General features: G+C 44.8%; 21 protein-coding genes and 3 tRNA genes. 16 read left to right on the top strand and 8 right to left on the bottom strand.

The window, feature by feature from the left end:
- Positions 1 to 129: 129 nt before the first annotated feature.
- Positions 130 to 2,553, top strand: coding sequence for a TonB-dependent receptor domain-containing protein (locus BIZ39_RS07475; protein ID WP_187446703.1), 2,424 nt, complete (start codon positions 130 to 132; stop codon positions 2,551 to 2,553).
- 74 nt (positions 2,554 to 2,627) lie between these two features.
- Positions 2,628 to 3,203, top strand: coding sequence for a transcriptional regulator BetI (gene betI / locus BIZ39_RS07470; protein WP_061485063.1), 576 nt, complete (start codon positions 2,628 to 2,630; stop codon positions 3,201 to 3,203).
- Positions 3,204 to 3,431: 228 nt separating this feature from the next.
- Here betI and BIZ39_RS07465 read toward each other — a convergent pair whose 3' ends face one another.
- A complete protein-coding gene (locus BIZ39_RS07465) occupies positions 3,432 to 5,507 on the bottom strand; it encodes a M13 family metallopeptidase (RefSeq protein WP_187446702.1) in 2,076 nt (691 codons plus the stop codon).
- The gene (locus BIZ39_RS07460) at positions 5,497 to 6,822 is read right to left on the bottom strand and encodes a GNAT family N-acetyltransferase (protein WP_187446701.1); all 1,326 of its coding nucleotides are present in this window, start codon (positions 6,820 to 6,822) and stop codon (positions 5,497 to 5,499) included. The genes BIZ39_RS07465 and BIZ39_RS07460 overlap by 11 nt, the downstream gene beginning before the upstream one ends.
- A 118-nt stretch (positions 6,823 to 6,940) precedes the next feature.
- On the opposite strand from BIZ39_RS07460, the gene BIZ39_RS07455 reads away from it, so the two are divergent.
- From BIZ39_RS07455 to BIZ39_RS07410, 10 genes are all read left to right on the top strand, one after another.
- Positions 6,941 to 7,399 (top strand): regulatory protein RecX, encoded by a 459-nt coding sequence (locus BIZ39_RS07455; protein ID WP_187446700.1) that lies wholly within the window; start codon positions 6,941 to 6,943, stop codon positions 7,397 to 7,399.
- 297 nt (positions 7,400 to 7,696) lie between these two features.
- Positions 7,697 to 10,294, top strand: a complete 2,598-nt coding sequence (alaS, locus tag BIZ39_RS07450) for an alanine--tRNA ligase (protein ID WP_187446699.1) — start codon at positions 7,697 to 7,699, stop codon at positions 10,292 to 10,294.
- A gap of 134 nt (positions 10,295 to 10,428) precedes the next feature.
- Positions 10,429 to 10,620 (top strand): carbon storage regulator CsrA, encoded by a 192-nt coding sequence (csrA, locus tag BIZ39_RS07445; protein WP_012517705.1) that lies wholly within the window; start codon positions 10,429 to 10,431, stop codon positions 10,618 to 10,620.
- Positions 10,621 to 11,185: 565 nt separating this feature from the next.
- Positions 11,186 to 11,277, top strand: a tRNA-Ser gene (locus tag BIZ39_RS07440).
- 37 nt (positions 11,278 to 11,314) lie between these two features.
- A tRNA-Arg gene (locus tag BIZ39_RS07435) sits at positions 11,315 to 11,391 on the top strand.
- Positions 11,392 to 11,444: 53 nt separating this feature from the next.
- Positions 11,445 to 11,521 (top strand) — tRNA-Arg (locus tag BIZ39_RS07430).
- Positions 11,522 to 11,759: 238 nt separating this feature from the next.
- Positions 11,760 to 12,065, top strand: a complete 306-nt coding sequence (locus BIZ39_RS07425) for an acyl-CoA thioesterase (protein WP_377951569.1) — start codon at positions 11,760 to 11,762, stop codon at positions 12,063 to 12,065.
- A 219-nt stretch (positions 12,066 to 12,284) separates the two neighbouring features.
- A complete protein-coding gene (locus BIZ39_RS07420; RefSeq protein WP_187446698.1) occupies positions 12,285 to 12,593 on the top strand; it encodes an OadG family protein in 309 nt (102 codons plus the stop codon).
- Between the two features lie 19 nt (positions 12,594 to 12,612).
- Complete coding sequence (gene oadA, locus BIZ39_RS07415) at positions 12,613 to 14,433, top strand: sodium-extruding oxaloacetate decarboxylase subunit alpha (protein ID WP_187446697.1); 1,821 nt, start codon at positions 12,613 to 12,615, stop codon at positions 14,431 to 14,433.
- A gap of 3 nt (positions 14,434 to 14,436) precedes the next feature.
- Positions 14,437 to 15,567, top strand: coding sequence for a sodium ion-translocating decarboxylase subunit beta (locus BIZ39_RS07410; RefSeq protein ID WP_061094497.1), 1,131 nt, complete (start codon positions 14,437 to 14,439; stop codon positions 15,565 to 15,567).
- A 169-nt stretch (positions 15,568 to 15,736) separates the two neighbouring features.
- Here the strand turns inward: BIZ39_RS07410 and BIZ39_RS07405 are convergent, their stop codons facing one another.
- The 6 genes from BIZ39_RS07405 to pspF are packed head-to-tail and all read right to left on the bottom strand — an operon-like array spanning position 15,737 to position 22,333.
- Positions 15,737 to 16,543, bottom strand: a complete 807-nt coding sequence (locus tag BIZ39_RS07405) for an ATP-binding cassette domain-containing protein (RefSeq protein WP_014978626.1) — start codon at positions 16,541 to 16,543, stop codon at positions 15,737 to 15,739.
- Complete coding sequence (locus BIZ39_RS07400) at positions 16,543 to 17,538, bottom strand: oligopeptide/dipeptide ABC transporter ATP-binding protein (protein WP_187446696.1); 996 nt, start codon at positions 17,536 to 17,538, stop codon at positions 16,543 to 16,545. Before BIZ39_RS07400 ends, BIZ39_RS07405 begins: the two co-directional genes overlap by 1 nt.
- Position 17,539: 1 nt before the next feature.
- Positions 17,540 to 18,433 (bottom strand): ABC transporter permease subunit, encoded by an 894-nt coding sequence (locus BIZ39_RS07395; RefSeq protein WP_187446695.1) that lies wholly within the window; start codon positions 18,431 to 18,433, stop codon positions 17,540 to 17,542.
- Positions 18,420 to 19,388: an ABC transporter permease gene (locus tag BIZ39_RS07390; protein WP_187446694.1), complete on the bottom strand. Its 969-nt coding sequence runs from the start codon at positions 19,386 to 19,388 to the stop codon at positions 18,420 to 18,422. The genes BIZ39_RS07395 and BIZ39_RS07390 overlap by 14 nt, the downstream gene beginning before the upstream one ends.
- Positions 19,389 to 19,447: 59 nt before the next feature.
- The gene (locus BIZ39_RS07385; RefSeq protein ID WP_187446693.1) at positions 19,448 to 21,208 is read right to left on the bottom strand and encodes an ABC transporter substrate-binding protein; all 1,761 of its coding nucleotides are present in this window, start codon (positions 21,206 to 21,208) and stop codon (positions 19,448 to 19,450) included.
- 3 nt (positions 21,209 to 21,211) lie between these two features.
- Positions 21,212 to 22,333: a phage shock protein operon transcriptional activator gene (gene pspF, locus BIZ39_RS07380; RefSeq protein ID WP_187446692.1), complete on the bottom strand. Its 1,122-nt coding sequence runs from the start codon at positions 22,331 to 22,333 to the stop codon at positions 21,212 to 21,214.
- 222 nt (positions 22,334 to 22,555) lie between these two features.
- Here pspF and pspA point away from each other — a divergent pair, with 222 nt between their 5' ends.
- From pspA to phhA, 4 genes are all read left to right on the top strand, one after another.
- Complete coding sequence (gene pspA / locus BIZ39_RS07375; protein ID WP_187446691.1) at positions 22,556 to 23,245, top strand: phage shock protein PspA; 690 nt, start codon at positions 22,556 to 22,558, stop codon at positions 23,243 to 23,245.
- 75 nt (positions 23,246 to 23,320) lie between these two features.
- Positions 23,321 to 23,560, top strand: a complete 240-nt coding sequence (gene pspB / locus BIZ39_RS07370) for an envelope stress response membrane protein PspB (protein WP_014948683.1) — start codon at positions 23,321 to 23,323, stop codon at positions 23,558 to 23,560.
- Positions 23,557 to 24,003 (top strand): envelope stress response membrane protein PspC, encoded by a 447-nt coding sequence (gene pspC, locus BIZ39_RS07365; protein WP_014948684.1) that lies wholly within the window; start codon positions 23,557 to 23,559, stop codon positions 24,001 to 24,003. The genes pspB and pspC overlap by 4 nt, the downstream gene beginning before the upstream one ends.
- Positions 24,004 to 24,206: 203 nt before the next feature.
- Positions 24,207 to 25,007 (top strand): phenylalanine 4-monooxygenase, encoded by an 801-nt coding sequence (gene phhA, locus BIZ39_RS07360; protein WP_187446690.1) that lies wholly within the window; start codon positions 24,207 to 24,209, stop codon positions 25,005 to 25,007.
- The last annotated feature ends 149 nt before the right edge of the window (positions 25,008 to 25,156 follow it).

Here is a 25,156-nt window from a genome sequence, read left to right as displayed (position 1 = left end):
TTGGATGTCATTGAATAAACAAACATGGAAAATGTTTTATTAATCGATTGTTCAATTAAACTTAACGCTACTGTAACAATTCCTCCCTAGAGTAGTGAGTAAACATTACACAACTACTTTGGGAAACACATGAAAACACACAATAAACTCTCGTTAGCTGTACTTGCAGCACGTTCGTCTATGACTACACCTACAGTGGCGTGGGCAGAGGAAGCAGAGCGTGCTGACGAAGAGCGCATAGAAGAAATTACCGTTGTTGGGCGAAGCGTTTCTTACGCGAATAACGCTACGAGCGACGACATGTTTAAACAACAGGCTAATCTTAGCAGTGTGTTAGCTGCGGTTGATAACCTGCCGGGTGTACTTATTAACGAAGGTGATACTTTTGGGGCAGATGACTGGTCAACGTCTATTGTTATTCGTGGCTTTCAAGTAAACCTAAACGAGCAGCAAATTGGCATGACGGTAGATGGCATCGCCAACGGTAACTCGAATTACGGTGGTGGCGCGAAAGCGAATCGCTATATTGATACCGAAAACGTAAAAGGCGTTGAAGTTTCTCAGGGTACGGCGGATATCGCTTCCCGTTCACACGAAGCCTTGGGCGGCACACTGAATTTCACCACAATTGACCCGTCTGCGGAGCAGGGCTTAATAACCAGTGTAACTGCGGGTTCATTTGATGCGTCAAAATATTATGTACGCTACGATACAGGCGAAATCTTTAAAGATACTTACGCGTGGATAAGCCTTTCAAGTCAAGAAAGTTCTGACTTTATGCAGCAGGCAGCAGAGAACACCCGTGATCATTTAGCTATGAAGTTTATCTCTACCGTTAACGACGTGTCTCTTACAGGTTACCTGTCTTACGACGATACCCACGAAGATAACTACCAGCGCATATACGGGCTGGCGCAATATGAGCAAAATCCAGATTGGGACCAGTTAACTGACGAGTGGACAGGCGTGCCTTATCAAGATCAGGCGTATCGTCGAGGTTGGTCTACCCTACGCGAAAACCTTTTCGCTTATTTACAGGCTGACTTTACTATTGGCCAGGTCGATTTTATGACTAACGTGTATTATCACGACAATGAAGGACGCGGCGAATGGGTTCCACCCTATATTGTCGATATCACTGATGACGGAGCAGAAGGGCACTCAGAGCTTATTGTTGGAAATACGGTATTCGGTGGAGAAGAGCTGGGACAAATCTACTTTGTTGATAGACAAGGCAACCAGCTAAGCCCTATTGAGGGTTGTCAAAGCTCACTGACCTTCCCTTATGGTGGTGCGGGTGCAGAATATGACCCAGGCTGTCATGCGCAAGGCGCTATTCCTGTGAGCTCATATCGTCACACCCATTATGATAAAGAGCGTTTTGGCATTAATGCTGATGCTGTGTGGTACACCAAAATTGGTGATTTTGATAATACCGTACGTTTCGGTATTTGGTGGGAAGACTATGAGCGTGGCGAGTCTCGCGATTGGCATAAAATTACCAACTCGTCTATTAGCGTCGATTATGACAACGTGCCTTACTGGGTGCAGTACGACAGAACCTTCCCAGTTGATACCTTGATGTACTATGTGGAAGATGAGCTTGATCTAGGCTTTGCCCGCATTCGCGCTGGTGCCAAGAAGTTTAACGTAGATATCGAGAAAACGGACAACTTTGATTCAGCCAACAACTTAGCGGTGAATACTGACTCAGATACCTTATTCTCAGCCGGTATCGTTGCACCTTTACCCATTGAAGGAGTGGAAGTTTTCGCAGGTTACGGTGAGAACTTTGCGGCAATCAAAGATGCACAACTAGAGCGCAACGATACTGACCTTCGCTTTATAAAGCCAGAAACCGCTGACAACATTGACGTAGGTTTCCGCTACTCTTCACCTGGTTTCAATGCCAGCGTGACCTACTACAATATTGAGTTTAACGACCGTATTCAATTTACCAGTAACGAAACCTCAGAGGGCATAGACTTTCTTGAAGCAGCCGCGGGTGGATACAAAAACGTGGGCGGTATTGAGTCTAGCGGTTTTGAAATTTCAGCAGACATTATGCTAACCGAAGAGTTCTCGTTGTTCACTTCTATTACCTTAAGCGAGTCAGAATATGTTGCGACGGTAGGTAGTTCAGGTACGCAATACGATACACTTGACGATGCGCTGGCAGCCATCGCTGATCCTGAAAACCCAGAAGTGTCACTGGTAGCTATTGAAGGTAATACGGTTATCGGTACGCCTGACACTATGGCGGTAATTAGCCTTGATTGGGCACGCGATAACTACTTTGCAGGCCTGTCTACCAAGTACGTTGATAGCCGCTACCTGGATATTGATAATGCAGCACAAGTTGATGACTATATCGTTAGCGACTTCTATATTGGCGGCTTTATCGAAAACATTGGTTCAGGTGCTGAAGAGCTAGAAGTGCGTTTAACAGTAAACAACCTGTTTGATGAAGACTATGCGTCTACCATTGCACCAGGCGCATTTTGGATTGGCGCACCTCGCGCTGTTGCAGTCAACGCACGCTTAACCTTTTAATCGTGATATCATGCCTGCGGCGGCATTGTGCTGTCGCAGGTTATTTTTTTAGATTTAAGGTTTGGAGTTGTAGCATGCCCAAGGTGGGAATGGAGCCAGTTCGCAAGAAGCAATTAATAGAAGCAACGCTAGAAGTGATGGCAGAAGTTGGCTATCACGGTACAACGATTAGCTTAATTAGCAAAAGAGCTGGGCTTTCTTCAGGGATAATCAGTCACTATTTTGGTGACAAGCAAGGTTTAATTGAAGCAACGATGCGCCACCTTCTCGATGCGCTAAAAATCACGCAGCGTATTGACGATCCCCTAGAGCGGATTGATTTCATTATTGAAAATAACTTTTCACAAACGCAAGGGGCGAGTTCCGCCACCAATACCTGGTTTAACTTCTGGGCGTTGTCACTACACAACAAAGGCTTGCATCGTTTGCAGTGTATTAACCACAAACGCTTAGAGCGTAATTTAGCGTTTAGTTACCGCAAGCTACTTAAACCTGAGCAGGTCAAAAACGCCGCGGCGTCTACCGCTGCATTAATTGATGGGTATTGGCTTCGTTATTCCATGGGCAGTGTGGGTAACGGTGATTTTTCAGAAGCTGTAGCCCGTTGTAAGCAATACGTTCGCGATTTAGTTGCCCAATACGGAAGATAAATAAGCAAACGGAAGTTAAACAAGTACTCGCGGCTGGCGTATAAGTACCACTGATCGAATACTGATTAGAAAAATAAAAAGGGCGGTTCGAGATAAGTCGAACCGCCTTTTTTAATTATCTACACTTTCTAAATGAGCTATGCGGACTGGTATTAGCTGGCGCCAGATACAAATCGCTATCCGGCGCGAGAAGCTAGCATGTGCTCACAAAGTGCTTAACTCAATGCGTTACCAAATTCTTACGCGCTCTTCAGGCGCAAGATAAAGTGCATCACCTGGTTTCACGTCAAACGCTTCATACCATGCATCATGGTTTCTTGGCGCTTGTGCACGATAACGACCTGGCGCGTGTGTACCCGCGCGAAGTTGATTCAGCATGCTTTCTTCAGTGCGTTTTTCTTTCCACACTTGTGCCCATGCAAGGAAGAAACGCTGATCGCCAGTTAGGCCATCAATAACTGGCGCTTCTTTGCCGTTAAGGCTGAGTTTGTAGGCGTGGTAAGCCATGGCTAGACCACCCACATCACCAATGTTTTCACCTAAGCTGTTGCGACCATTTACGAAGTTACCCTCGATAGGCTCGTACTGGCTGTATTGCTCGGCTAGCATATCTGCTTTTTCTTCAAACGCTGCGCGGTCAGCATCGGTCCACCAGTTGCGCTGAATACCGTTTGCATCTGACTTCGAGCCTTGATCGTCAAAACCATGACCCATTTCGTGACCAATTACCGCACCGATTGCACCGTAGTTAACCGCTGCGTCGGCGTTTGGATCAAAGAATGGTGGTTGCAAAATAGCCGCTGGGAATACAATTTCATTGAACGAGCTATTGTAGTAGGCATTAACGCGCTGTGGTGTCATACCCCAGCGATTGCGATCCGTTTTCTCTAGCTCACGTTCTACCGATTGGTCTTGGAAGAATGTGCGTAGGTTACGAACATTGCCTACTAAGTCTTTTTCGCTAATGGTTACGCCATCAAATGACTGCCATTCGTCTGGGTAGCCAATTTTAGGGTTAAATGCCATAAGCTTTTCTTTTGCATTTACCTTGGTTTCTTCGCTCATCCAGTCTAGGTTTTCAATACGCTCACCTAGTGCTGTACGCAAGTTTTCAACCAGCTCTGCCATTTGCTCTTTTGAGCTTTCTGGGAAGTATTCGTTTACGTAAATCTTGCCGATAGCAAAACCCAGTGACTCAGTACCAGACATTTGGCTAACTGCGCGCTTCCAACGAGGACGAGGCTCTTGCTGACCGCTTAGTGTACGACCAAAGAAGTCAAAGTTGGCTAGGTAGATATCTTCAGAAAGGAAATCCGCATTGTTTGAAATAGTGTGATACTTCAAGTACGACTTCCAATCAGCTAGATCAGCTTCGTTAATAATTTTAATAACGTCTTTTACTGGCTCAGGCTGTGTAATATTAAGCTCAGGTACCTTATAACCGGTTTGAGCAAAATACGTATCCCAATCAAAGCCAGGGTACTCGTCAGACAGCTTGCTACGTTCAATCTGGTTAAGAGTAAGATCTCGGTCACGGCGTTTTTCGCGAGGCCACTGAATTTCTGCAATTTGTGTTTCAAGGGCAAGAATGTTCGCCGCTTTTTCAGCTGCGTTCTCTTCGCCTGCAAAATTAAGCATCTGCTCGATGTGCGCTACATACGCTTCACGAATTTTAACAAAACGTTCGCTATCGCTTAGGTAGTAGTCGCGATCAGGAAGGCCTAAACCACCAACACCAACACTTAATTGGTATTCATTTGGGTCAAGGCGGTTGTACCACATACCGCCGCCAATTGGCGTGGTTGAGCCTACTAACCAGCTGTTACCAAATGCTTTGGTTAGGTCAGTTTTGTTTTCAATGCTATCGATAGACGTGAGTACGTCTTTAATTGGCTCAATACCTTTTTCGTTGATGGTATCTGTATCCATATAAGCAACGAAAAAGTCGTGAACAAGCTTCTCTTCTGCATTAAGCGAAGATTTTTCCATTAGCCCATCAATGATGTTTTTAACTTGCTCTTCACTGCGCTCTGCAAGACCCGTAAACGCGCCGTAGCGAGTTTTGTCAGCGGGCAGCTCGTAGTTGTCGTACCATGTACCGCTCGCGTACATGAAGAAGTCATCACCAGGTTTTACCGCTTCATTACGAGCGGTCAAGTCTACGCCAAAAGAGCCTAGTTCCGCTTCGCCCTTCATTTCTGGCGCTTCAACATTGCTGGTTTGTTCTTGGGCTTTTTCAGGCTGACCGCAACCAGCAAGTCCCAAAGATGCCGCAATCGCTACGGCAAGAAGTTTATATTTCATCGTTTTTCTCGTTGTGATTATAAGTGTCGTCGTTAGGTGCAGTGACACTCGTTGTTTTTAAAGTAGGCACAAATTCCTTGTTAAACGGTAAAGCATTCCGTGCCTGATTAAAATAGCTTGCTATATGTGGCGTTTCTCGCTGTAAAAAGTCTGCTACAGCAGTGTGAAACGACGGATGCTGTAATTTGTGATGAGAACAGCAATAAATGGGCTCGAAGCCTCGAAGTATTTTATGTTCACCTTGGGTGCCGGGATTAAAAAGCGATAGTTTTTTCTCAATGGCGAATTCAATGCCTTCAAAATAACAGCAGGCAAAATGTAGCCCGTCTATTTCTTTCAGTGCTCCCCAGTATCTGCCATACAGTCCTGTCTCATCGTAGAAAAAGAGGGCGCTGGCTACTGCTACCTCATTCTCTACTGCCGTCACTATAAGCATGTTATCGCTCATGCTCTCGACAAGCTGCTCAAAGAACGCATCATTCAAATATCCCACGTGACCGCTTCGTTTTAAATAGGTTGCTTTGTAACACTTTGTGAAAAACTGCAGTGTTTCTGGATTAATCTCATTGCCGGTATGATGGGTAAAGCGGACGCCTTGCTCGTTCAGTTTACGTCGACTTTTCTTGATATCTTTTCTTTTGCGGGAGGTAAGCGCGTTAAGAAAATCGTCGAAATCACCATAACCGTAGTTATGCCACTGAAACTGAACCGCGTATCGGGTCAGGTAATGGTTGGGAATACTGGGTTGAACTTTGAATTGGTCATTAAGCAAATCATCGGCTAATTCACTGGTCTCAGTCTCGCCTTTACCAATGAGTTGAGCCGAGGTGCTTTCATTGGGAAATAGCCAATGAAAAGATGATAAAGCCTCACCAAATACGGACTCTACATACGCTGTTAATGTATTTTCTAGTTCACTTAAAAGTGACGGAGTAAGCGCAATGTGCCCATCAGAAAGTAGTCTAGAACCTGTTACGGGGGTGAAGGGGATGGCAGATATCCATTTAGGATAATAGTCGAGACCGTGCTGTGCATAAGCATTAGCCCACGCGTGGTCGAACACGTATTCACCGTAGCTATGAGTTTTCAGGTAGCCAGGAATAACAAGATTTGCAGCCTCATGCTTACCTCTCGCTATAGCGATATGGCAAGGCTGCCACCCAGATTCATTGCTGCACGAGCCGCTGCGTTCTAGCGCATGTAAAAATTCATAAGAAACAAAGGGACCCGCTTCTTTCGCGAGGTATTGCCAGCGCTCTTTAGAGAACTGTTCAATCGAATCTATTATTGTTATGCGATAGTTGGATGCTGTCATGCAGTTTACATCATGTAGAGGTTAAGTGCGTAAAACGTTAGATAGTCGCAATCTACGAGTAATTAACGCTAAAATAACGCGGTTTCTACGTTTAATACAGAAGAGTAATTTTACAAAAATGTCAGAGTTCGACCGAAAAATCATTACCGACGCGATTACTCGCATGCTGGCACGACGAGAGCATAGCTTTAACGAGATTATGCGAAAGTTGCAGCAGAAGGGAATAGCGAGTGATGCTTTCATGCCTATTCTCGAGGAATTCAAAGATGCTGATATCCAAAGCGATGCTAGATTTGCAGAAAGCCGAGCTCGCGCACTGTACTTAAAAGGGAAGGGACCCCGCGCGATTAAATTAGACTTACAGCAATACGGTGTTGATGAAAGTACTGCAGAACACGCAATGAGAGAGATTGACGCTGACTGGTTTGAAAGTGCTAAAAAAGTAAAAGAGAAAAAGTTTGGCGACTTTTATGAAACCGAATTCGCGTTGAGACAAAAGCAGAAACAATTTCTTCAATATCGTGGCTTTTACCAAGATCACATTGAATATGCGGTAAGCGCAAACGAATCTAGCTAAAACGGCTGATTTATGCTCATGTTTACCGACAAATAGATGCCGTTGGCGATTCGTTTTATGAATACTGGCTATTTTCGTCTACTTAAAGTGAAATTTGAGCCTATCTTCTCCCCGTTACACTTAACAAAATTGCGTTATCCATGGTATTGTTGCGCAAATTTGTGTGCATTTTAATTATCCAGAGAATTATAGCGAGGATAAGCGTATTGCGTATTCGCAAACTGCCCCGATTATAAAGCTCATTAGAACAGGCAAATCGCACGTTTCAAAAATAGAATAAAGGAAGTTAGGTTTTCAATGACATTATCAACTGCTGACTTACGTAACAAGTTTATCGATTATTTTAAAAGCCATGGCCACCAAGCGGTGGCGAGCTCGTCACTGGTTCCGGCAGATGATCCCACACTTCTTTTTACCAACGCGGGCATGAACCAGTTTAAAGACTGTTTTTTAGGTGCGGAAAAACGCAGCTATACCCGTGCGGTATCGTCACAGCGCTGCGTTCGCGCAGGTGGTAAGCATAACGACCTTGAGAACGTAGGTTACACTGCGCGTCACCATACCTTTTTTGAAATGCTGGGTAATTTCAGCTTTGGCGATTATTTCAAAAAAGAAGCGATAGAGTTTGCGTGGAATTTCCTTACCAAAGAAATTGGTTTGCCAAAAGAAAAGCTCTTAGTCACCGTTTATTCTGAAGATGACGAAGCTTTCGACATCTGGGAAAACCATATTGGTATTCCAAAAGAAAAGATTATTCGCATTAGCACGTCAGATAACTTCTGGTCTATGGGCGATACCGGTCCATGTGGTCCTTGTTCTGAAATTTTCTACGATCACGGTGCGCACATTTGGGGTGGTCCTCCGGGAACACCAGAAGAAGACGGCGACCGCTTTATCGAAATTTGGAACCTGGTATTCATGCAGTTTAACAAACAAGCTGACGGTACCATGGAGCCTCTTCCTAAGCCTTCCATCGATACCGGTATGGGTCTAGAGCGTATTTCAGCTATTTTGCAGAATGTGCATAGCAACTACGAGATTGACCTGTTCCAGAACTTAATTAAGTCGGCAGCATCAATTGTGGGTAGCGAAGATTTAGAAAATAAATCGCTACGGGTTATCGCCGATCACATTCGTTCTTGCAGCTTCTTAATTTGCGATGGCGTTATGCCATCGAATGAAGGGCGCGGATACGTATTACGCCGTATCATCCGACGCGCTGTTCGCCACGGCTATCAGCTTGGCGCAAACGATATCTTCTTCTATAAACTTGTGGCATCACTTGCCAAAGAAATGGGGGAAGCGTATCCAGAACTTGTAGACCAGCTACCGGTAATTGAAAAAGTACTACGTGTTGAAGAAGAGCAGTTTAGCAAAACGTTAGCCCGTGGTATGGCTATCCTAAACGATACGTTAGAAACCTTAGAAGGCGACACAGTGCCGGGTGATGTAGTGTTCAAGCTTTACGACACCTATGGTTTCCCTACTGACTTAACCAATGATGTAGCACGTGAGCACGACCTTAAGATTGACGAAGAAGGTTTTGAAGCTGCTATGCAGGCGCAGCGTGCCCGTGCACAGCAGGCTAGCAACTTTGGTGCAGACTACAATAGTAAACTCGCCGTTGACCACACAACCTCATTTACTGGGTACACCGATGTAGAAGGCCAGGCGAATGTGGTTGAACTTATTGCCGACAATGCGTTTGTTGAGAAGCTTGAAGACGGTCAAGAAGGCGTTGTGGTATTAGACAGCACACCGTTCTACGCTGAAAGCGGTGGTCAGGCTGGAGATAAAGGTGTGCTTCGCGTGGCAAACGGTGAATTCATTGTTACCGATACCCAAAAAATGGGTAATGCGTTTGCACACAAAGGTATTGCTAAAGGTTCGGTATCTAAAGGTGATACGGCAACCGCAGCGATTGATGCAGCAAATCGTGAAGCCATTAAAAAGAACCACAGCGCAACGCATTTACTTCATGCAGCACTGCGTGAAATTTTAGGTGAGCACGTAACTCAGAAAGGTTCATTGGTTGAAGCGCCGCGCATGCGTTTTGACTTCTCGCATTTTGAGGCAGTAACAGCTGAGCAACTTGCTGAGATCGAAAGACGAGTTAACCAAGAAATACGTGCAAATCACACGCTAGCAACTGAACTAATGGATTTAGATGAAGCCAAAGCATCAGGCGCAATGGCGCTATTTGGTGAAAAGTACGACGAAAAAGTTCGCGTGGTAACCATGGGACCATTCTCTGTTGAGCTATGCGGTGGTACTCACGTTACACGTACTGGTGATATTGGCTTGTTTAAAATTACCAGTGAAGCGGGTATTGCATCGGGCGTTCGACGTATCGAAGCAGTTACTGGCGAGCATGCACTTGAAGTCGTGCAAACCCAACAAGCGACACTGTCTTCATTGTCTGCGTTATTGAAAACAGACAGCCAAAATGTACTTGATCGCGTAGTTTCTCTACAAAATCAGACTAAAGAACTAGAAAAAGCGCTCAATTCTGCGAAACAAAAACTGGCGAGTCAGCAAGGTGCTGATATGCTTAGTAATGCAGTAGAGATAAATGGCGTTAAAGTTCTTATTGCGAATTTGGAAGGTGTTGAAGCGAAGTCATTGCGTTCAATGATGGATGACATTAAAAACCGAATTGGTGAAGGGATCGTAGTATTAGGTGTGGCTAATGACGCGAAAGTGAATCTTATTGCTGGCGTTACTAAAAACCTCACTAGTAAAGTTAAAGCGGGCGAGCTAGTTAACTTTGTCGCATCACAAGTAGGTGGCAAAGGGGGCGGTCGTCCAGATATGGCACAGGCAGGCGGTGATCAGCCTGAAAACTTGGGCCAGGCGCTAGATTCGGTTAACGCTTGGTTACAAGATAAGTTATAATTATTTTTGTATATAACAGTGAGTTTTTGAAGTGACGCAGAAACATGGAATCACTGTCGCTTCCATCGGGTCGTGCCGATGGGTTGGCAAATCTTAATGGATGATGTTCAGTATTAAGGAACAGGAGCAAGCGAATGCTTATTTTGACTCGTCGAGTTGGTGAAACGCTTATGGTTGGTGACGATGTAACCGTTACCGTACTAGGTGTAAAAGGGAATCAGGTACGTATCGGTGTGAATGCACCAAAGGAAGTTTCTGTGCACCGTGAAGAGATATACATGCGCATTCAGGCAGAAAAAGGCGGTCAGCCAGGCTCTGCAGAATAATTGCATTATACGCTTCATTGGAAAAGGTCAGCTTACGCTGGCCTTTTTTGTTTTAAGTGAGTAAATCTTATCGGGCTTTAGCGTAAGTCTATTGTTTCTGTTCTATTTCGCCAGAAATGACGTTGTGATGTCTCGCGCTAACGACCAAGTTAAGTCTCCGGGTCGTGCACAGCTTTTTTCTAGCACAATGCCTTCTGGGTGGACGATTTTTAAATCGAGACATTAACCACTTTATCAGAGATTTTGGAGCGTTTTTAAATAACTTAAGTAAGTAATACGAATCAGCGTACTTGGTTATGAACAAATAAATTCAAAACTTTTTGATATTATTTTTGAAAAATTGACTAAATTATTAAGGCGGGTCAGTTAAAACTGCAATGAAGCTGCGCATATTCAAATGCAAATTAACGAGCATCGTTAAATAAAATTCGGTTTAATTGCTTGTATTGCGAACAAATTACTGGTTTTTTGCTCGAATCGTTTAAAATGGCAGCGGGTGAACAATTTCTTTATAAAAAAGGTTTGACTCAGGCCAATGAATCCGTAAAATGCACCCCGCAGTCAAGGAGAGGTGGGTGAGTGGCTGAAACCAGTTCCCTGCTAAGGAACCATACGCATATACGCGTATCGAGGGTTCGAATCCCTCCCTCTCCGCCATTATTCGTTGGCAGTGACGGCCAACAACAAGTTTTGCGCGTGTGTAGCTCAGCTGGATAGAGTACCTGGCTACGAACCAGGCGGTCGGAGGTTCGAATCCTTCCACACGCGCCACTTATTTTAAAGCGTCACCTTTTGATGTAAAATTCAAAAGTACACAAGTTTACGCGTGTGTAGCTCAGCTGGATAGAGTACCTGGCTACGAACCAGGCGGTCGGAGGTTCGAATCCTTCCACACGCGCCATATTGAAAAACCCACCTTTTTAGGTGGGTTTTTCATTTCTACTCCTTTTATTTTTGTTCTCTCCACTTTCGCCTAAGCGCGATGTTTAAAATTTAAGCTAAACTTAATTTGTCTAACACCAGTAAAGCGCGAGGTACGCTATGGCACATTCCTCTACTACTTTTCGATTTTTAGCAGAACCTACCGATGTGAACTTTGGCGGTAACGTTCACGGTGGCATGCTCTCTATCGCTGCTTAATGAAATGGATTGACCAAGCAGCCTATGCCGCGCAGTGGTCCAAATGTTACTGCGTCACGGTGTCTGCCAATGGCATACGTTTCATAAAACCTATAAAAGTAGGCCAGTTAGTTGAGATAACCGCATCGTTGGTACACACTGGTGCGTCAAGTATGCATATCTATGTCGTGGTTAAATCGGGCGACGCCACGGAAAATACTACTTCGTTCGCAAATAGCTGTTTTATAACTTTTATGGCGGTGCATGCGAAAGATTTCGCTAAACAGCTAGACAGTGACTTTACGGAAAATATAGGCTTTCATTAAGGTGTGAGTATAAATGAACGTAAACGTAGATTGCTGGCATCGGCAACGCTTATGCTAATTCCTAAAATATGCTTTTGTTGCAAATTTATTAAGAAATAATGCATTAAGTTTCATTTTGGCGGGTTTTATTCATTTTAAAGTGTTTTTTTATGCTGCTTTGTTGTGTTTTGAAAAACCACGTGATACTTATTCAGGTACAAAATAACAACAGGATTGAATATGAATTCGGGATCCGTCGCTAGCCTGCTCTTTGAAGCGGGTTCTCTTATGCTTATAGGAATGATATTTGTTTTCTCATTCTTAGGGCTTCTTATTGTGGGTATTCATCTCATTGCCCGATTTTGTGAAGCTTTTCCCGGTGAAATAGCAGAGCCTTCAGCTCATTTAAAAGGGCCTTCAGCTCATTTAAAAGGGCCTTCAGCTAATTTGAGTCGAAACAATCAAGCGGTACAACCAGGAATAGACGGAAACTTTATCGCGGCTATTTCTGCCGCAATTCATACCCATCGCCAAAATTCTAAAAAATAAAGTCTAATCAGGAGTTACCATGTCTAAGCCTCTGGCCCTTACCGAGCTGGTTCTGCGTGATGCCCACCAATCCCTTCTTGCTACGCGCATGCGTATTGAAGATATGCTTCCCATAGCGGAAAAACTAGATAAAGCTGGCTTTTGGTCAGTTGAATCTTGGGGTGGTGCTACATTTGATGCCTGTATTCGTTATTTAGGGGAAGACCCTTGGGAGCGCATCAGAAAGCTAAAAGCAGCCATGCCTAACACGAAACAGCAAATGCTGTTGCGTGGTCAAAACCTATTGGGTTACCGCCATTATGCTGACGATGTTGTCACTCGCTTTGTAGAGCGTGCTCACGAAAGTGGCGTAGATGTATTTAGAATTTTTGATGCCATGAATGACATTAGGAATTTGAAAACCGCAATAAAAGCGACCATAGACAGTGGCGCTCACGCGCAAGGGACAATTTCTTATACGGTAAGCCCTGTGCACAATCTTAAGCTTTGGCTCGAAATGGCGAAACAGCTTGAAGACCTAGGGGTTCATTCTATCTGCGTAAAAGATATGGCTGGGCTTTTAAAACCGTACGAGTGCGAGGCATTGATTACCGGATTAAAAGAAACGGTTGATGTACCTATTGCCATGCAGTGCCATGCCACAACAGGGTTGAGTACGGCGACGTATCAAAAAGCTATCGATGCCGGCATTGATATGCTGGACACGGCTATTTCTTCAATGAGCATGACTTATGGCCATAGCGCAACTGAGACCATGGTTTCTATCGTAGAAGGGACTGAGCGCGATACGGGCATTTCATTGCCTGAGCTTGAAGACATTGCCAGTTACTTCAGAGAGGTAAGAAAGAAATACAGCAAGTTCGAAGGCAGTCTCAAAGGGGTAGACGCACGTATTCTTTTGGCTCAAGTACCGGGCGGAATGCTAACCAACATGGAAAGTCAGCTTAAAGAGCAGGGCGCTGAAGATAAATTCGAAGAAGTGTTAAAAGAAATTCCACGGGTAAGGGAAGATCTTGGGTTCATTCCTCTTGTTACGCCAACCTCACAAATTGTGGGCACGCAGTCAGTGCTTAACGTACTCACTGGCGAACGTTACAAAAGCATTACCAAAGAAACCGCAGGCGTTCTCAAAGGTGAATATGGCGCTACTGCAGCACCAGTAAACAAAGAGTTGCAGGCGCGTGTGCTTGATGGCGCAGAACCCGTTACATGCCGCCCTGCGGACAATATTGCCCCAGAGCTGGATACACTGAGTAAAGAGCTTGATGAACTGGCTGAGAAAAAGCAACTATCGCTGTCAGACGATAAAATTGATGATGTTTTGACTTATGCCTTATTCCCGCAGATAGGCCTAAAGTTTATCGAAAACCGCGGCAACCCTGATGCGTTTGAACCTGCACCTAGCGCGCAAGAGTCGCAAAGCTCGAGTGCGCCTAAGCCTGCTGAAGCCAAGTCAACCTCACAAGGGGCTACCGCGAGTGAAACTTACGACGTAAACGTAGATGGAAGAGTGTATCGCGTAGAAGTGGCACCTTCAGGTACGCTGACGAGCGTTACACCTGCTAGTGGCTCTCAGACGCAAGCACAGCCTCAAACCAATAGCGCTGCGCTATCAGCCTCTACCGCTTCACAGTCTATTGATGCACCGCTTGCAGGTAACGTCTTCAAAGTCTTGGTGAGAAACGGCGACAGTGTGTCAGAAGGCGATGTGGTGATGATCCTTGAAGCCATGAAAATGGAGACAGAGATCCGCTCCGCATACACCGGTACGGTCACCGACATTACTGTTAGTGAAGGCGATGCCGTAACCAGTGGTCAACCGTTAATCTTATTGGGGTAGTACATGGATAAGTTAATGGTACTTTGGGATAGTACCGCGCTTGCGCACTTTGAAGCGGGCCAGCTTATAATGATGGCAGTGGGTTTCGGCTTGCTGTACTTAGCCATTGTTAAAAAGTTTGAGCCATTGCTTTTACTGCCCATTGGTTTTGGTGCATTGCTTACTAACATCCCTATTGCTGGTTTTTCAGAAGCGGGTGGGTTGCTGCACTACATATACAAAATCGGCATAGATACAGGGGTATTTCCTCTGCTCATCTTCATGGGCGTAGGCGCAATGACTGATTTCAGTGCGCTTATTGCTAACCCCAAAATGTTGTTACTTGGTGCAGCTGCGCAGTTCGGTATTTTTGCTACCTTGTTTGGCGCTATAGCGCTAAACCTAATACCTGGCTTTGAGTTTACGTTAAAGGACGCGAGCGCCATTGCTATCATAGGTGGCGCGGATGGGCCTACTGCCATTTTCCTCGCCTCACGGCTTGCGCCTGATTTGCTTGGTGCGATTGCAGTCGCTGCATACTCTTATATGGCGTTGGTGCCTATTATCCAGCCACCTATCATGAAAGCGCTGACCACAAAAGAAGAGCGCGAGATAAAAATGGGTCAACTACGACCTGTGTCAAAGCGAGAGAAGATTATTTTCCCGCTTGCTGTGCTGTTTATGACTATCTTATTCTTACCTGCTGCAACGCCGCTTGTCGGCATGTTCTGCTTCGGTAATTTAATGAAAGAGTGTGGCGTGGTAGACAGGTTGAGCAAAACAGCCCAAAACGAGCTCATCAATACGGTCACTATTTTCCTTGGTTTAGCAGTAGGATCAAAGTTATCTGCTGAAGCATTCCTTACGGTCGAGACCTTAGGTATTTTGGGGCTTGGGGCTATCGCGTTTGGTATAGGCACTGCCGCAGGTGTACTCATGGCCAAGCTAATGAGTAAGCTGACGGGTGGCAGTATAAACCCGCTAATAGGCGCGGCTGGCGTCTCTGCTGTGCCAATGGCAGCCAGAGTGGTGAACAAAGTTGGGCTAGAAGCAAACCCCCATAACTTCTTACTTATGCATGCAATGGGACCTAACGTGGCTGGCGTGCTAGGTAGTGCGGTTGCCGCAGGTATACTTTTGGCTCTGGTTGGCTAGAAAGCACGAATGCATTGCTGTACAAGGGGCAGTTTATTTGCCCCTTTTTTATTGCATGGCGTTTGTTCAAAAAAGGCTTTCTAGGGTTTTCTCTTTGCGTTGAGCAGAACGACCCTGTTCATTGTGTGAGTACGCGTCTTAAGAAAGCAGTACCTAAATGATAACCTCGTTATTCTCGAATTGTGTTTTGTGGTACCAGTGACTGGTATGCGGTAACGAGTTTCTTAGTGCGCGTATGCTGGGGCCACCTAAAGATAGTTTCGGTCTTGCCTTCTTCTACAATTTCACCGCCTTCCATCACAATAACCCTGTCAGCAATGTGTCGCACAATACCCAAGTTGTGACTAATAAAGATAAACGCCAAACCAAGTTCTTGCTGAAGCTTCAATATAAGATTCACCGTTTGCGAACGAATGGAGGGGTCTAACGCTGCAAAAGGTTCGTCAGCCACTAACACTTTGGGCTTTAACACAATGGCTCTGGCTAGCGCTACGCGCTGCTGCTGCCCATCAGAAAGCATATGTCGATAAAAGTAATAGTGTTCGCGCAAGAGGCCTACCTTCACCAACATATCTTCTATAATTGGTTTGCGTTCAGCTTCGCTTAGGCCTGTATTCAAACGCAATGGCTCATCCAAAATTTTTCCCACAGGAACCGATGGATTCATCGACTCGGAGCTATGCTGCAAGATCATACGAATGTCATGGGTACGTTTTTGCTGGCTATCTTTAGACTGGTATTTGGCTAAATATTTGTGTGTGTTAATTTCAATTTCACCTGCATCAGCAGGCAGTGCACCTACCAAGAGCTTAGCCAACAGGGATTTACCTGAGCGGTTTTCACCAATAATTGCAATGGTTTCACCGCGCTTTACGCTTAAGTTCACTGGGCCAAGTTGAAATACTTCAGGGCGTTTTAGCCAACGTTTCCTTTCGTTATGAATAAACGTGAGATCTTTAACCTGCATGATATCCATTACAGCTTCTCCATATGTAGAGGGAAGTGACAGCTGTAATTGTGATCGTGAATTTTACGCACGGCTGGTGTTTGTACACAGGCGCGCTGAGCACGAGGGCAGCGCGGACCTAATCGGCAACCAATAGGCAAATGCTGTAGAGTGGGAATAGAGCCACCAAGCGTGGGTAGCAGCGATTTCGGTGGTAAATCTTTTCTGAAGCTCGGCGCGCTGTCTAGTAATGCTTTTGTGTAAGGGTGCAGAGGGCGCTTCTTAATGTGCTTCATTCTACCTGATTCTACAGTCTGCCCTGCATACAACACCGTCATAGAGTGAGACATACTTGCAATTGCCAGTAGGTCGTGACTAACAAACAAGATCGAGAGCGAGCGGGTCTGATTCAAACGAGTGAAGAGCTTCAGAATTTGTGTTTTTGTTGTAGGTTCCATTCCCCGAGTTGGGTCATCGGCGATGAGCAATTTAGGCTGTGAAACCAGGGCCATCGCAATCATGAATTTTTGACCTATGTCAGCCGGTATTTGATGAGGAAAAGCGCTTAAATAATGCTTGTGGTACTTTATTCCTACTTTGTGAACGGTGCTTATTGCGATCTTTTTGCGATGTTGTGCTCGTTGCCAGAACCAGCTCCCTTCAACAAATTCATCGGGAATGCTCTCTTCCAACTGCTCTCCAAGGGTTGCCGATGGGTCTAAACTTGCCTGTGGGTTTTGGAATACGACCGCTATTTCTCGGCGCATGACCTCACGACGCTGCTGTACAGACATACTCAGCAGGTTTTCACCATTCCAACTCATGCGGTCAGCCGTTAAATTCCATTGGTTAGGAAGGGCTCCGCAAATGGCGGACACGATCAAACTTTTGCCTGAGCCAGACTCTCCTACCAGTGCGCGAATTTCCCCGCTGCTAACCGACAGATTAACCTTATCCAACGCCTTAATTGCGCCATCGCTGCTCTGCATTTCCAAGGTGAGGTTTTTAATATCAAGCATTGGCATATTAATGACTCACTCTTTTTCTAAGTGCTGAACGCAAACCGTCGCCCACAATGTTGATAGATAGCACCATGAAGAATATCGCCATGCCGGGGACGGCAACGTTCCACGGTGCTAGATAAGCAACATCTAGCCCATCAGCTAAAATAACGCCAAGTTCCGGAAGCGGTGACTGCGCGCCTAAATTCAGAAAACCAAGTGCAGATATGTCGATAACTGCAATAGAAAGTGCAAGCGTGCCCTGTACAACCAGCATTTCGGTCATGTTCGGTAGTATAGAATGAGCAAAAAGTTGCCATCTACTGGCACCGTCCAATTTAGACGCCACTATATATTCTTTTTTCATTTCGGCGCGTACAAAACTTCTTGTGTGGTGTACAAACTGTGGAATAAGTGCAAGGGTAATTGCCCACATGCTGTTAACCAAACCGGTACCCAATATTGCAACGATAATAATCGCAATAAGTAACGTGGGAATGGCCATAAGTGCATCGAGTAAGTGGTTGACGATACTTGAGCGAACACCTCGCAGCATGCCTGCAAAGGTCCCAAGGCTAACACCGACTAACATGGCCAGCACAACAGTAATGAATGCCGAGCCTAATGTGATGCGACACCCATAAATTATGCGGGTAAATAGGTCTCGACCCAACGCATCAGTACCGAAAAGGTGCGATATAGAGCCATTAGCTAACCAGCTAGGCGGTATCAACAGTCCGTCGATATTTTGTTCCACGGCATCATAGGGAGTGATGATTGGTGCAAACAGCGCACACACAACAAACAATGCCAGCATAATCAGGCCAAGCATGGCGATGTGGCTCGCTCTAAATGATGCCCAAGTCCGTTGCCACGGCGACGGATGGAATTCTTCGTCGTATAAACTAAACTGTGGCACGTTCGTATTTCTCTCTGCTTGGGTCAATCATTCGGTTAAACAAATCAACCAGAATCGTGAGTGTAATTACCACCGTGGATACTGTCATCATACCAATTCTAAGGGCAGGGTAATCTCGTTGATAAATAGCTTGAATCAGCCAATTACCGATCCCTGGCCAAGAAAACAAAGTTTCGACAATCATAGCGTTCGTTATTAGTGTCGTAATTTGTATCGCCATTAGTGGTAATATTGGCAGTAACGCGTTACGCAAAATATGACGAAAGAATATCTGCCAACTTGAAAGGCCTCTAGATATTGCTGCAGCGATATAGGGGCGGTGTTTTACGTCTATAACAGAACGTCTTGTTATACGTATCATCGAAGCGGTGGCGATAGCACCAATGGCAAACGTAGGTAATAATAAGTGCGATAACGCATCTTTGAAGGCTAAAGTCTTATTTTCTACGTCAGACAATAAAATATCAATGAGAATAAAGCCTGATACGGGTTCGATGTTATAAAGCAAACTGATACGACCCGACAGCGGTGCAGCGTCTAGCTGCAAACTGAAAACCAATATAAGCAAGAGCGCAAACCAGAAAACTGGAAAAGAATAGGTCGTTATACTTGCGCTATTTATTAGGTGATCAGATGTTGAATAGCTGCGAATCCCTGCATAATAACCAAGCGGTATTCCAACGAATAAGGCCATCAACATGGCATAGGTTGCCAGTTCTATTGTGGCTGGCATCGCAATACCTATTTCTTCTCTTAGCGGCAGGCCTGACGTAAAGCTGTATCCCCAGTCACCAGTGAGCAAATTGCCTACATAATAGAAAAACTGGAAAATATAGGGCTGATCTAGCTTAAATTGTCGCTCTAATGCCGCACGTTGAATTTCATTTTGCGGCACGAGTCCTGTTAGGTTTTCAAGTGTATCGCCTGGAAAAAGATAGGCGAGTGAAAACGACATAATCGCTAACACCAAAAGCGTTAATATAAATAAAGTGCAGTATCTTACGAGGATCTGGATCACAGTGCTTTTTTTACTCCACCAAAGCGTACACCGCCAAAGGGATTAATGGTCATTCCTTCTAGTTCATTCCTGTATGCCTGATAGCGGTAGGCGTGTGCGATGGGAACAAGAGGAAGGCGTTCGTATAATAATCGGTTAACTTGCCGGTATATAGCTGTGCGCTCTTCAATATCATCTGTCTGAAGGGCGTCGTTGAGTAATTTATCATAGTCTTCACTGCACCACATGGCACGATTTGTACCTGAGGGTATAGCACCACAGCTCAATAGCGGACGATAGAAGTTATCTGGGTCTCCGTTGTCGGCAGACCAACCAATTAATACCGAGTCGTGCAGACCTTCCTGAAGATGGCGTCTGAAGGTAGTCCAATCGTAACTGACAATGGTTGCTTCTACGCCTACATCACGTAAATAACGCTGAATGAGCTCGGCCATCTTCGTTGCGTTAGGATTGTAAGAGCGTTCAACAGGCATAGCCCATATCGTCATAGAAAAGCCGGCCTTAACACCGGCGTCAGCTAATAATTTGCGCGCTAGAACTGGATTGTAGGCGGTATCGTCTGCGTCATTTTGAAACGCCCAACTTGCCGCAGGCAGCAGGGTCTTAGCTCTAGTAGCACTGTCGAAATATACCGCTTCTAGCAATGTGTTCTTATCGATTGCGGCCGCTAGCGCACGTCTTACATCTGGGTTATCAAAAGGAGGGCGTTGAGTGTTAAACGCCCAAAATCCAATGTTTAGTCCTGGCTTTTCCGCTAGCGTCAGATCTTCTTTTGCCCGAATCACTTCAAGTTCAGTCTGTGCAGGAAAAGCGGTAGCGTCACATTCACCTGTCATTAATTTAGCCAGTCTCAGTGAGCTTCTTGGCGTAATGTCGAATATAAGCTGCTCTACAACAGGGCGCGTTTCGTCACCGTTTTGTGCTGTACCATCTTGAACAGTATCTTCGCCACCTTGGCCATTTTCAACCTCTTGGTTGGCACTCTCTACAGTATTGTTATAGCTTAGGGCTTCATCACTCGTGCGCGCATCTTCCATCTGGTCACGCCAATAATTGTCGTGGCGCAGGAACTTAATGAAATGATCTTTGCGATAGCTATCGAATTTAAAGGGGCCAGTACCTACTGGAAGCTCATCGATTTTGCCTGGCGTGCCGGTCTGTGCCAGCTGGTTAGCATATTCTTCTGATAAGATAACGGCGAAATCGGTTGCTAGATTTGCCAAAAATGAGCTATCCCTGCGCTTAAGTGTAATTTCAACGCGGTAGCCGTTTACGCGCTCTACCGACGCGATATTTTGTGCAAGGCCTATGCTTTCGAAGTAGGGATAGCGCCCACCAGATACGTAATGGTATGGATGGGAGCGTAGGCGCCATCTGTCTATACTGAAGATAACATCGTCGGCGCTAAAGTTTCGTGTTGGCGTGAAGTAGCGCGTATTGTGAAACCATACATCCTTTCTCAGTTGAAAAGCGTAGGTAAGACCGTCATCACTCACTAACCAACTACTCGCCAAACTAGGCACGATGCGGCCAGACTCAGGGTCGAAATCAAGCAATCTGTCGTAGAGTTGGTGTGAAGATGCATCTGACGTTGTACTTGATGTATCTAGCTGCGGATTGAAGGTAACTGGATTGCTTTCAGAGCAGTATATAATACCCGTATTGTAAAACGCTTGTTTGTTCTGCTTAGCACAGGATGCAACAAGAAGCGCTGTACATATACATAATGACAAACGCTTTACCAAACCATGGGACATGCTTTACGCCTCGACGCTTTCCGCGGAAGAATCTAGTAAGTTATATTTTTTGAGATAGCCTCGCAGCTGATGATACGTCAGGCTCAATTTTTCAGCAGTCTTCTTCTGATTAAACTGACTGTCAGCAAGTGCCTGTTTTATCATATCTATCTCATGTTGTTGAGAACGTTCTTTCAAATCTATGGGATATTCAACAATTTCTGGCTTTTTCACTGGTGCCAGTGGCGTAATGTCTGCACTTTCAATGCGTTCATTGGTGGCAGCGGCCTCTGAAGGGGATTGAGTAACGGGTGAGACGGGCGTATTCACTCTGTCATTGGTCTTCACTCTGCCTTTAGGGCGATAAGCTGACTCAAAGGGGTCAAGAACGATTTCATGTACGGGCAGATGAGGGTTATTTGTTCGATATACTGCACGTTCGACCACGTTCTTTAGTTCACGTATATTGCCTGGCCAGTCGTAATCAAGAAGGGTCCGCTTCGCCTTCTCTGTAAAGCCGCTGAATAATTCCATTTCCATTTCACGGGCCATATTAATAGCAAAGTTTTCTGCCAACATCATGATATCTTCCCTACGCTCGCGTAGCGGAGGAATGGTAATTACGTCAAAGGCAAGTCGGTCGAGTAAGTCTGCACGAAATTCACCTGCATCGGCAAGCGTGGGTAAGTCTTCGTTTGTTGCTGCAATAAGGCGTACGTCAGTTTTTACTGACTTGCTTCCGCCAACGCGCTCAAATTCGCCATATTCGACAACGCGCAGTAGCTTTTCCTGAATAAGGCCAGAAGTATTAGCCAGTTCATCAAGAAATAAGGTGCCGTTGTGGGCCACTTCAAAGCGACCTTCGCGGCGTTTTGAGGCACCGGTGAACGCACCTGCTTCATAACCGAATAATTCACTCTCCAATAGGCTTTCACTTAAGGCAGCACAGTTAAGCTTAATATAGTTCTGATCCCAGCGTTTAGATAAGAAGTGAAGTCGCGCGGCAATAAGCTCTTTACCTGTGCCTCGCTCACCTATGACCAGCACAGGTTTATCTAGCGATGCAATTTGTGAAATTTGCTCTAAAACTTCTAGAAAACTATTCGCTTGGCCAAGTAAATTATCTTGCTGTCGATACCTACTCATTAAATCCCTCAAAAGTTAGTCATTTCGACCAATTAATAGTGTAGAACAAAACATATTGAGAAACGAGTATTATTTGAACTTATAAAAAGTGTATGAAAAATAGCAGGTTAGCACTGTTATAAAGTTGGCAAGTATATTGAATACAATTAACACCAAGAGTAACCTATTTATCAAGTGTGGTGTTTTTTAAACACTTACCATTTTTAGCAAGAGGTAATTATTATGGGTATCTTCTCGCGTTTTACAGATATTGTGAATTCGAATATTAATGCGCTTTTAGATAAAGCGGAAGATCCTGAGAAAATGGTTAGATTAATCATTCAGGAAATGGAAGACACATTGGTTGAGGTGCGCTCAGCATCAGCAAAGACCTTAGCCAACAAAAAAGAAATTGTTAATCAAATTGCAAAGTATGAAAGCGATGCAAGTGACTGGGAAGCCAAAGCTGAGCTTGCTTTGAGTAAAGACAGAGAAGACTTGGCGCGTGCTGCGCTGCAGGAAAAGAAGAAGTCTGCAGAAGCTGCTGAAGCGTTAAGTAAAGAACTGGCCATTGTTGATGAGCAAATCAGCAAACTTCAGGATGAAATTGGTCAGCTTCAAGAAAAGCTAGCGGATGCGAAGAGTCGCCAAAAAGCGATTATTATGCGCCAGAAAACTGCAAGCTCTCGTCTTGAAGTGAAAAAGACGCTGGATAGCACTAAAGTAGACAATGCGATGGGACGCTTTGAGCAATATGAGCGTAAAATCGATGACCTTGAGTCGCAGGTTGAAGCTTACGATCTAGGTAAGAAAACGTTACAGGATGAGTTTGCTGAACTAGAGGCCAGTGACAAAGTTGAAGACGAACTTGCTGCGCTTAAAGCGAAAGTAAAAGGTGCAAACACAAGCACAAGCACCGAAAAATCAGAATAATAAGAATAGGGTGTACCCTCCTGATGTGAAATCGGAAGGAGGGTAATTACATCAGAGTTTGTAGGAGAGATTGAGATGGATGAAGGTACGATTGCAATGTTGGTGATGCCCCTTGTGGTGTTTTCAATATTCGTTGCTCCAATTTGGCTAATATTACACTATCGAAGCAAAAAGCAAGTGAATCAGGGGTTGAGTGCAGAAGAGCACGCATCTTTGCAAGACTTAGCCGAAAAAGCCGAGAAAATGAGCGAACGCATTGAAACTCTAGAGGCCATTTTAGACAGCGAGGCACCTGAGTGGAGGAATAGAGCATGAGAAACGGTAAGCAGCTCTATCGCAACCCAGAAAATGCAAGAATTGCAGGCGTGTGCTCGGGTGTAGCTGAATATTTCGGCTTAGAAACTTGGTTAGTAAGGATTTTAGTTGTAACAGGTTTCTTCTTGTTAGCCGGACCTTTCATCTTTGTTGCATACATTGCAGCTTGGTTCATCCTCGATAAAAAACCTGTTGGATTAAAAAATGCACCAACGCAACCTGTTTTCTCAAAAGGTAAGGGATGGACAAATCCCAACGGTGGTCAGGTAAAAAGCCCAAAAGTGGAAGTGAAAACGAAAGTTTGGCAGGCGGGCGAGCCACCAAAACAAGCGTTTCACGATATTCGCAATCGTTTTGAAAAAGCAGAAGTTCGACTTCGTAAAATGGAAACTTATGTAACGTCTCGCGAATATCAACTCAATAAAGAAATTAGCCGCCTTTAATTGGCGATGGCGCACCAAGCAAACTTGAATGAAGCCGCTCGTAATGAGCGGCTTTTTGTTATATAAAACAATGTGTTTGCTTGGTTTTGTAAAATTCCTGTTACAGCAAAATCGAGTCGCTCGTGAGGGCTTATACTTTTCGACGTCGCGAATTTCATTAGACTGATAAACAAGTTTTTCAACTCTTATTGGTTACAGAAGTTATGCCAAAATCAACGCAATACCAGTCGAGACAATCTGACGAGAATGGCATTATCCATTGGTCAGACGAAGAGAACCAAATTTGGTCTGAACTCTATGCGAGACAAATTCCGCTGGTGAAAGAAAGAGCGTGCCAAGAATACTTGGACGGGCTTGATTTGTTGAAGTTAAATGAAAAGGAAATTCCTCAGCTACCCGACATCAACAAAGTACTGATGGAGAAAACGGGTTGGCAAACAGCTGAAGTGCCTGCGTTAATTAATTTTGGCGAATTTTTCAGATTACTGGCGAATAAGCAATTTCCTGTTGCCACCTTTATTCGCACCAGAGAAGAATTCGATTATTTGCAGGAGCCGGATATTTTTCATGAGGTATTCGGTCACTGTCCGCTGTTAACAAACCCAGCCTTTGCTCATTTTACCCATACATATGGCAAGTTGGGCTTAGCGGCCAGTAAAGAAGACCGAGTTTACTTAGCGCGTCTTTATTGGTTTACCGTAGAGTTTGGACTGGTTAGGGCTAAGGATGAGTTAAAGATATATGGTGGTGGTATATTGTCTTCACCTGGCGAAACTATTTATGCGTTAGACAGCGACACGCCGTTGCGCAATCCACTTACTGCTATCGATGCTCTGCGTACGCCTTATCGTATCGATATTATGCAACCTCTTTATTACATTCTGCCAGAGTTCGATCATTTGTTCGAATTAGCAGAGATGGATATCATGGCGCTAGTACAAAAAGCGAAAACCTTAGGGTTATTTTCCCCACTTTTCCCACCGAAAGAGAAAAAAGCCAGCTAGTACTATTGTTAATCAAATGTGTTTTATATAGGATGCCGCTCATTGAAGCGGCATTTTTTTTATTTGGTATGTGCGGCCTTTTAATCATGCTCTCTGCGCGTTCTTAAATGTGTGATTCATCGCAAATTTAACCATCTGTAACATTTATC

The sequence above is a fragment of the Alteromonas sp. BZK5 genome (genome assembly GCF_014349115.1).
GTDB classification, from domain to species: domain Bacteria; phylum Pseudomonadota; class Gammaproteobacteria; order Enterobacterales; family Alteromonadaceae; genus Alteromonas; species Alteromonas macleodii.
This window is presented reverse-complemented; position numbering and strand designations above follow the sequence as displayed.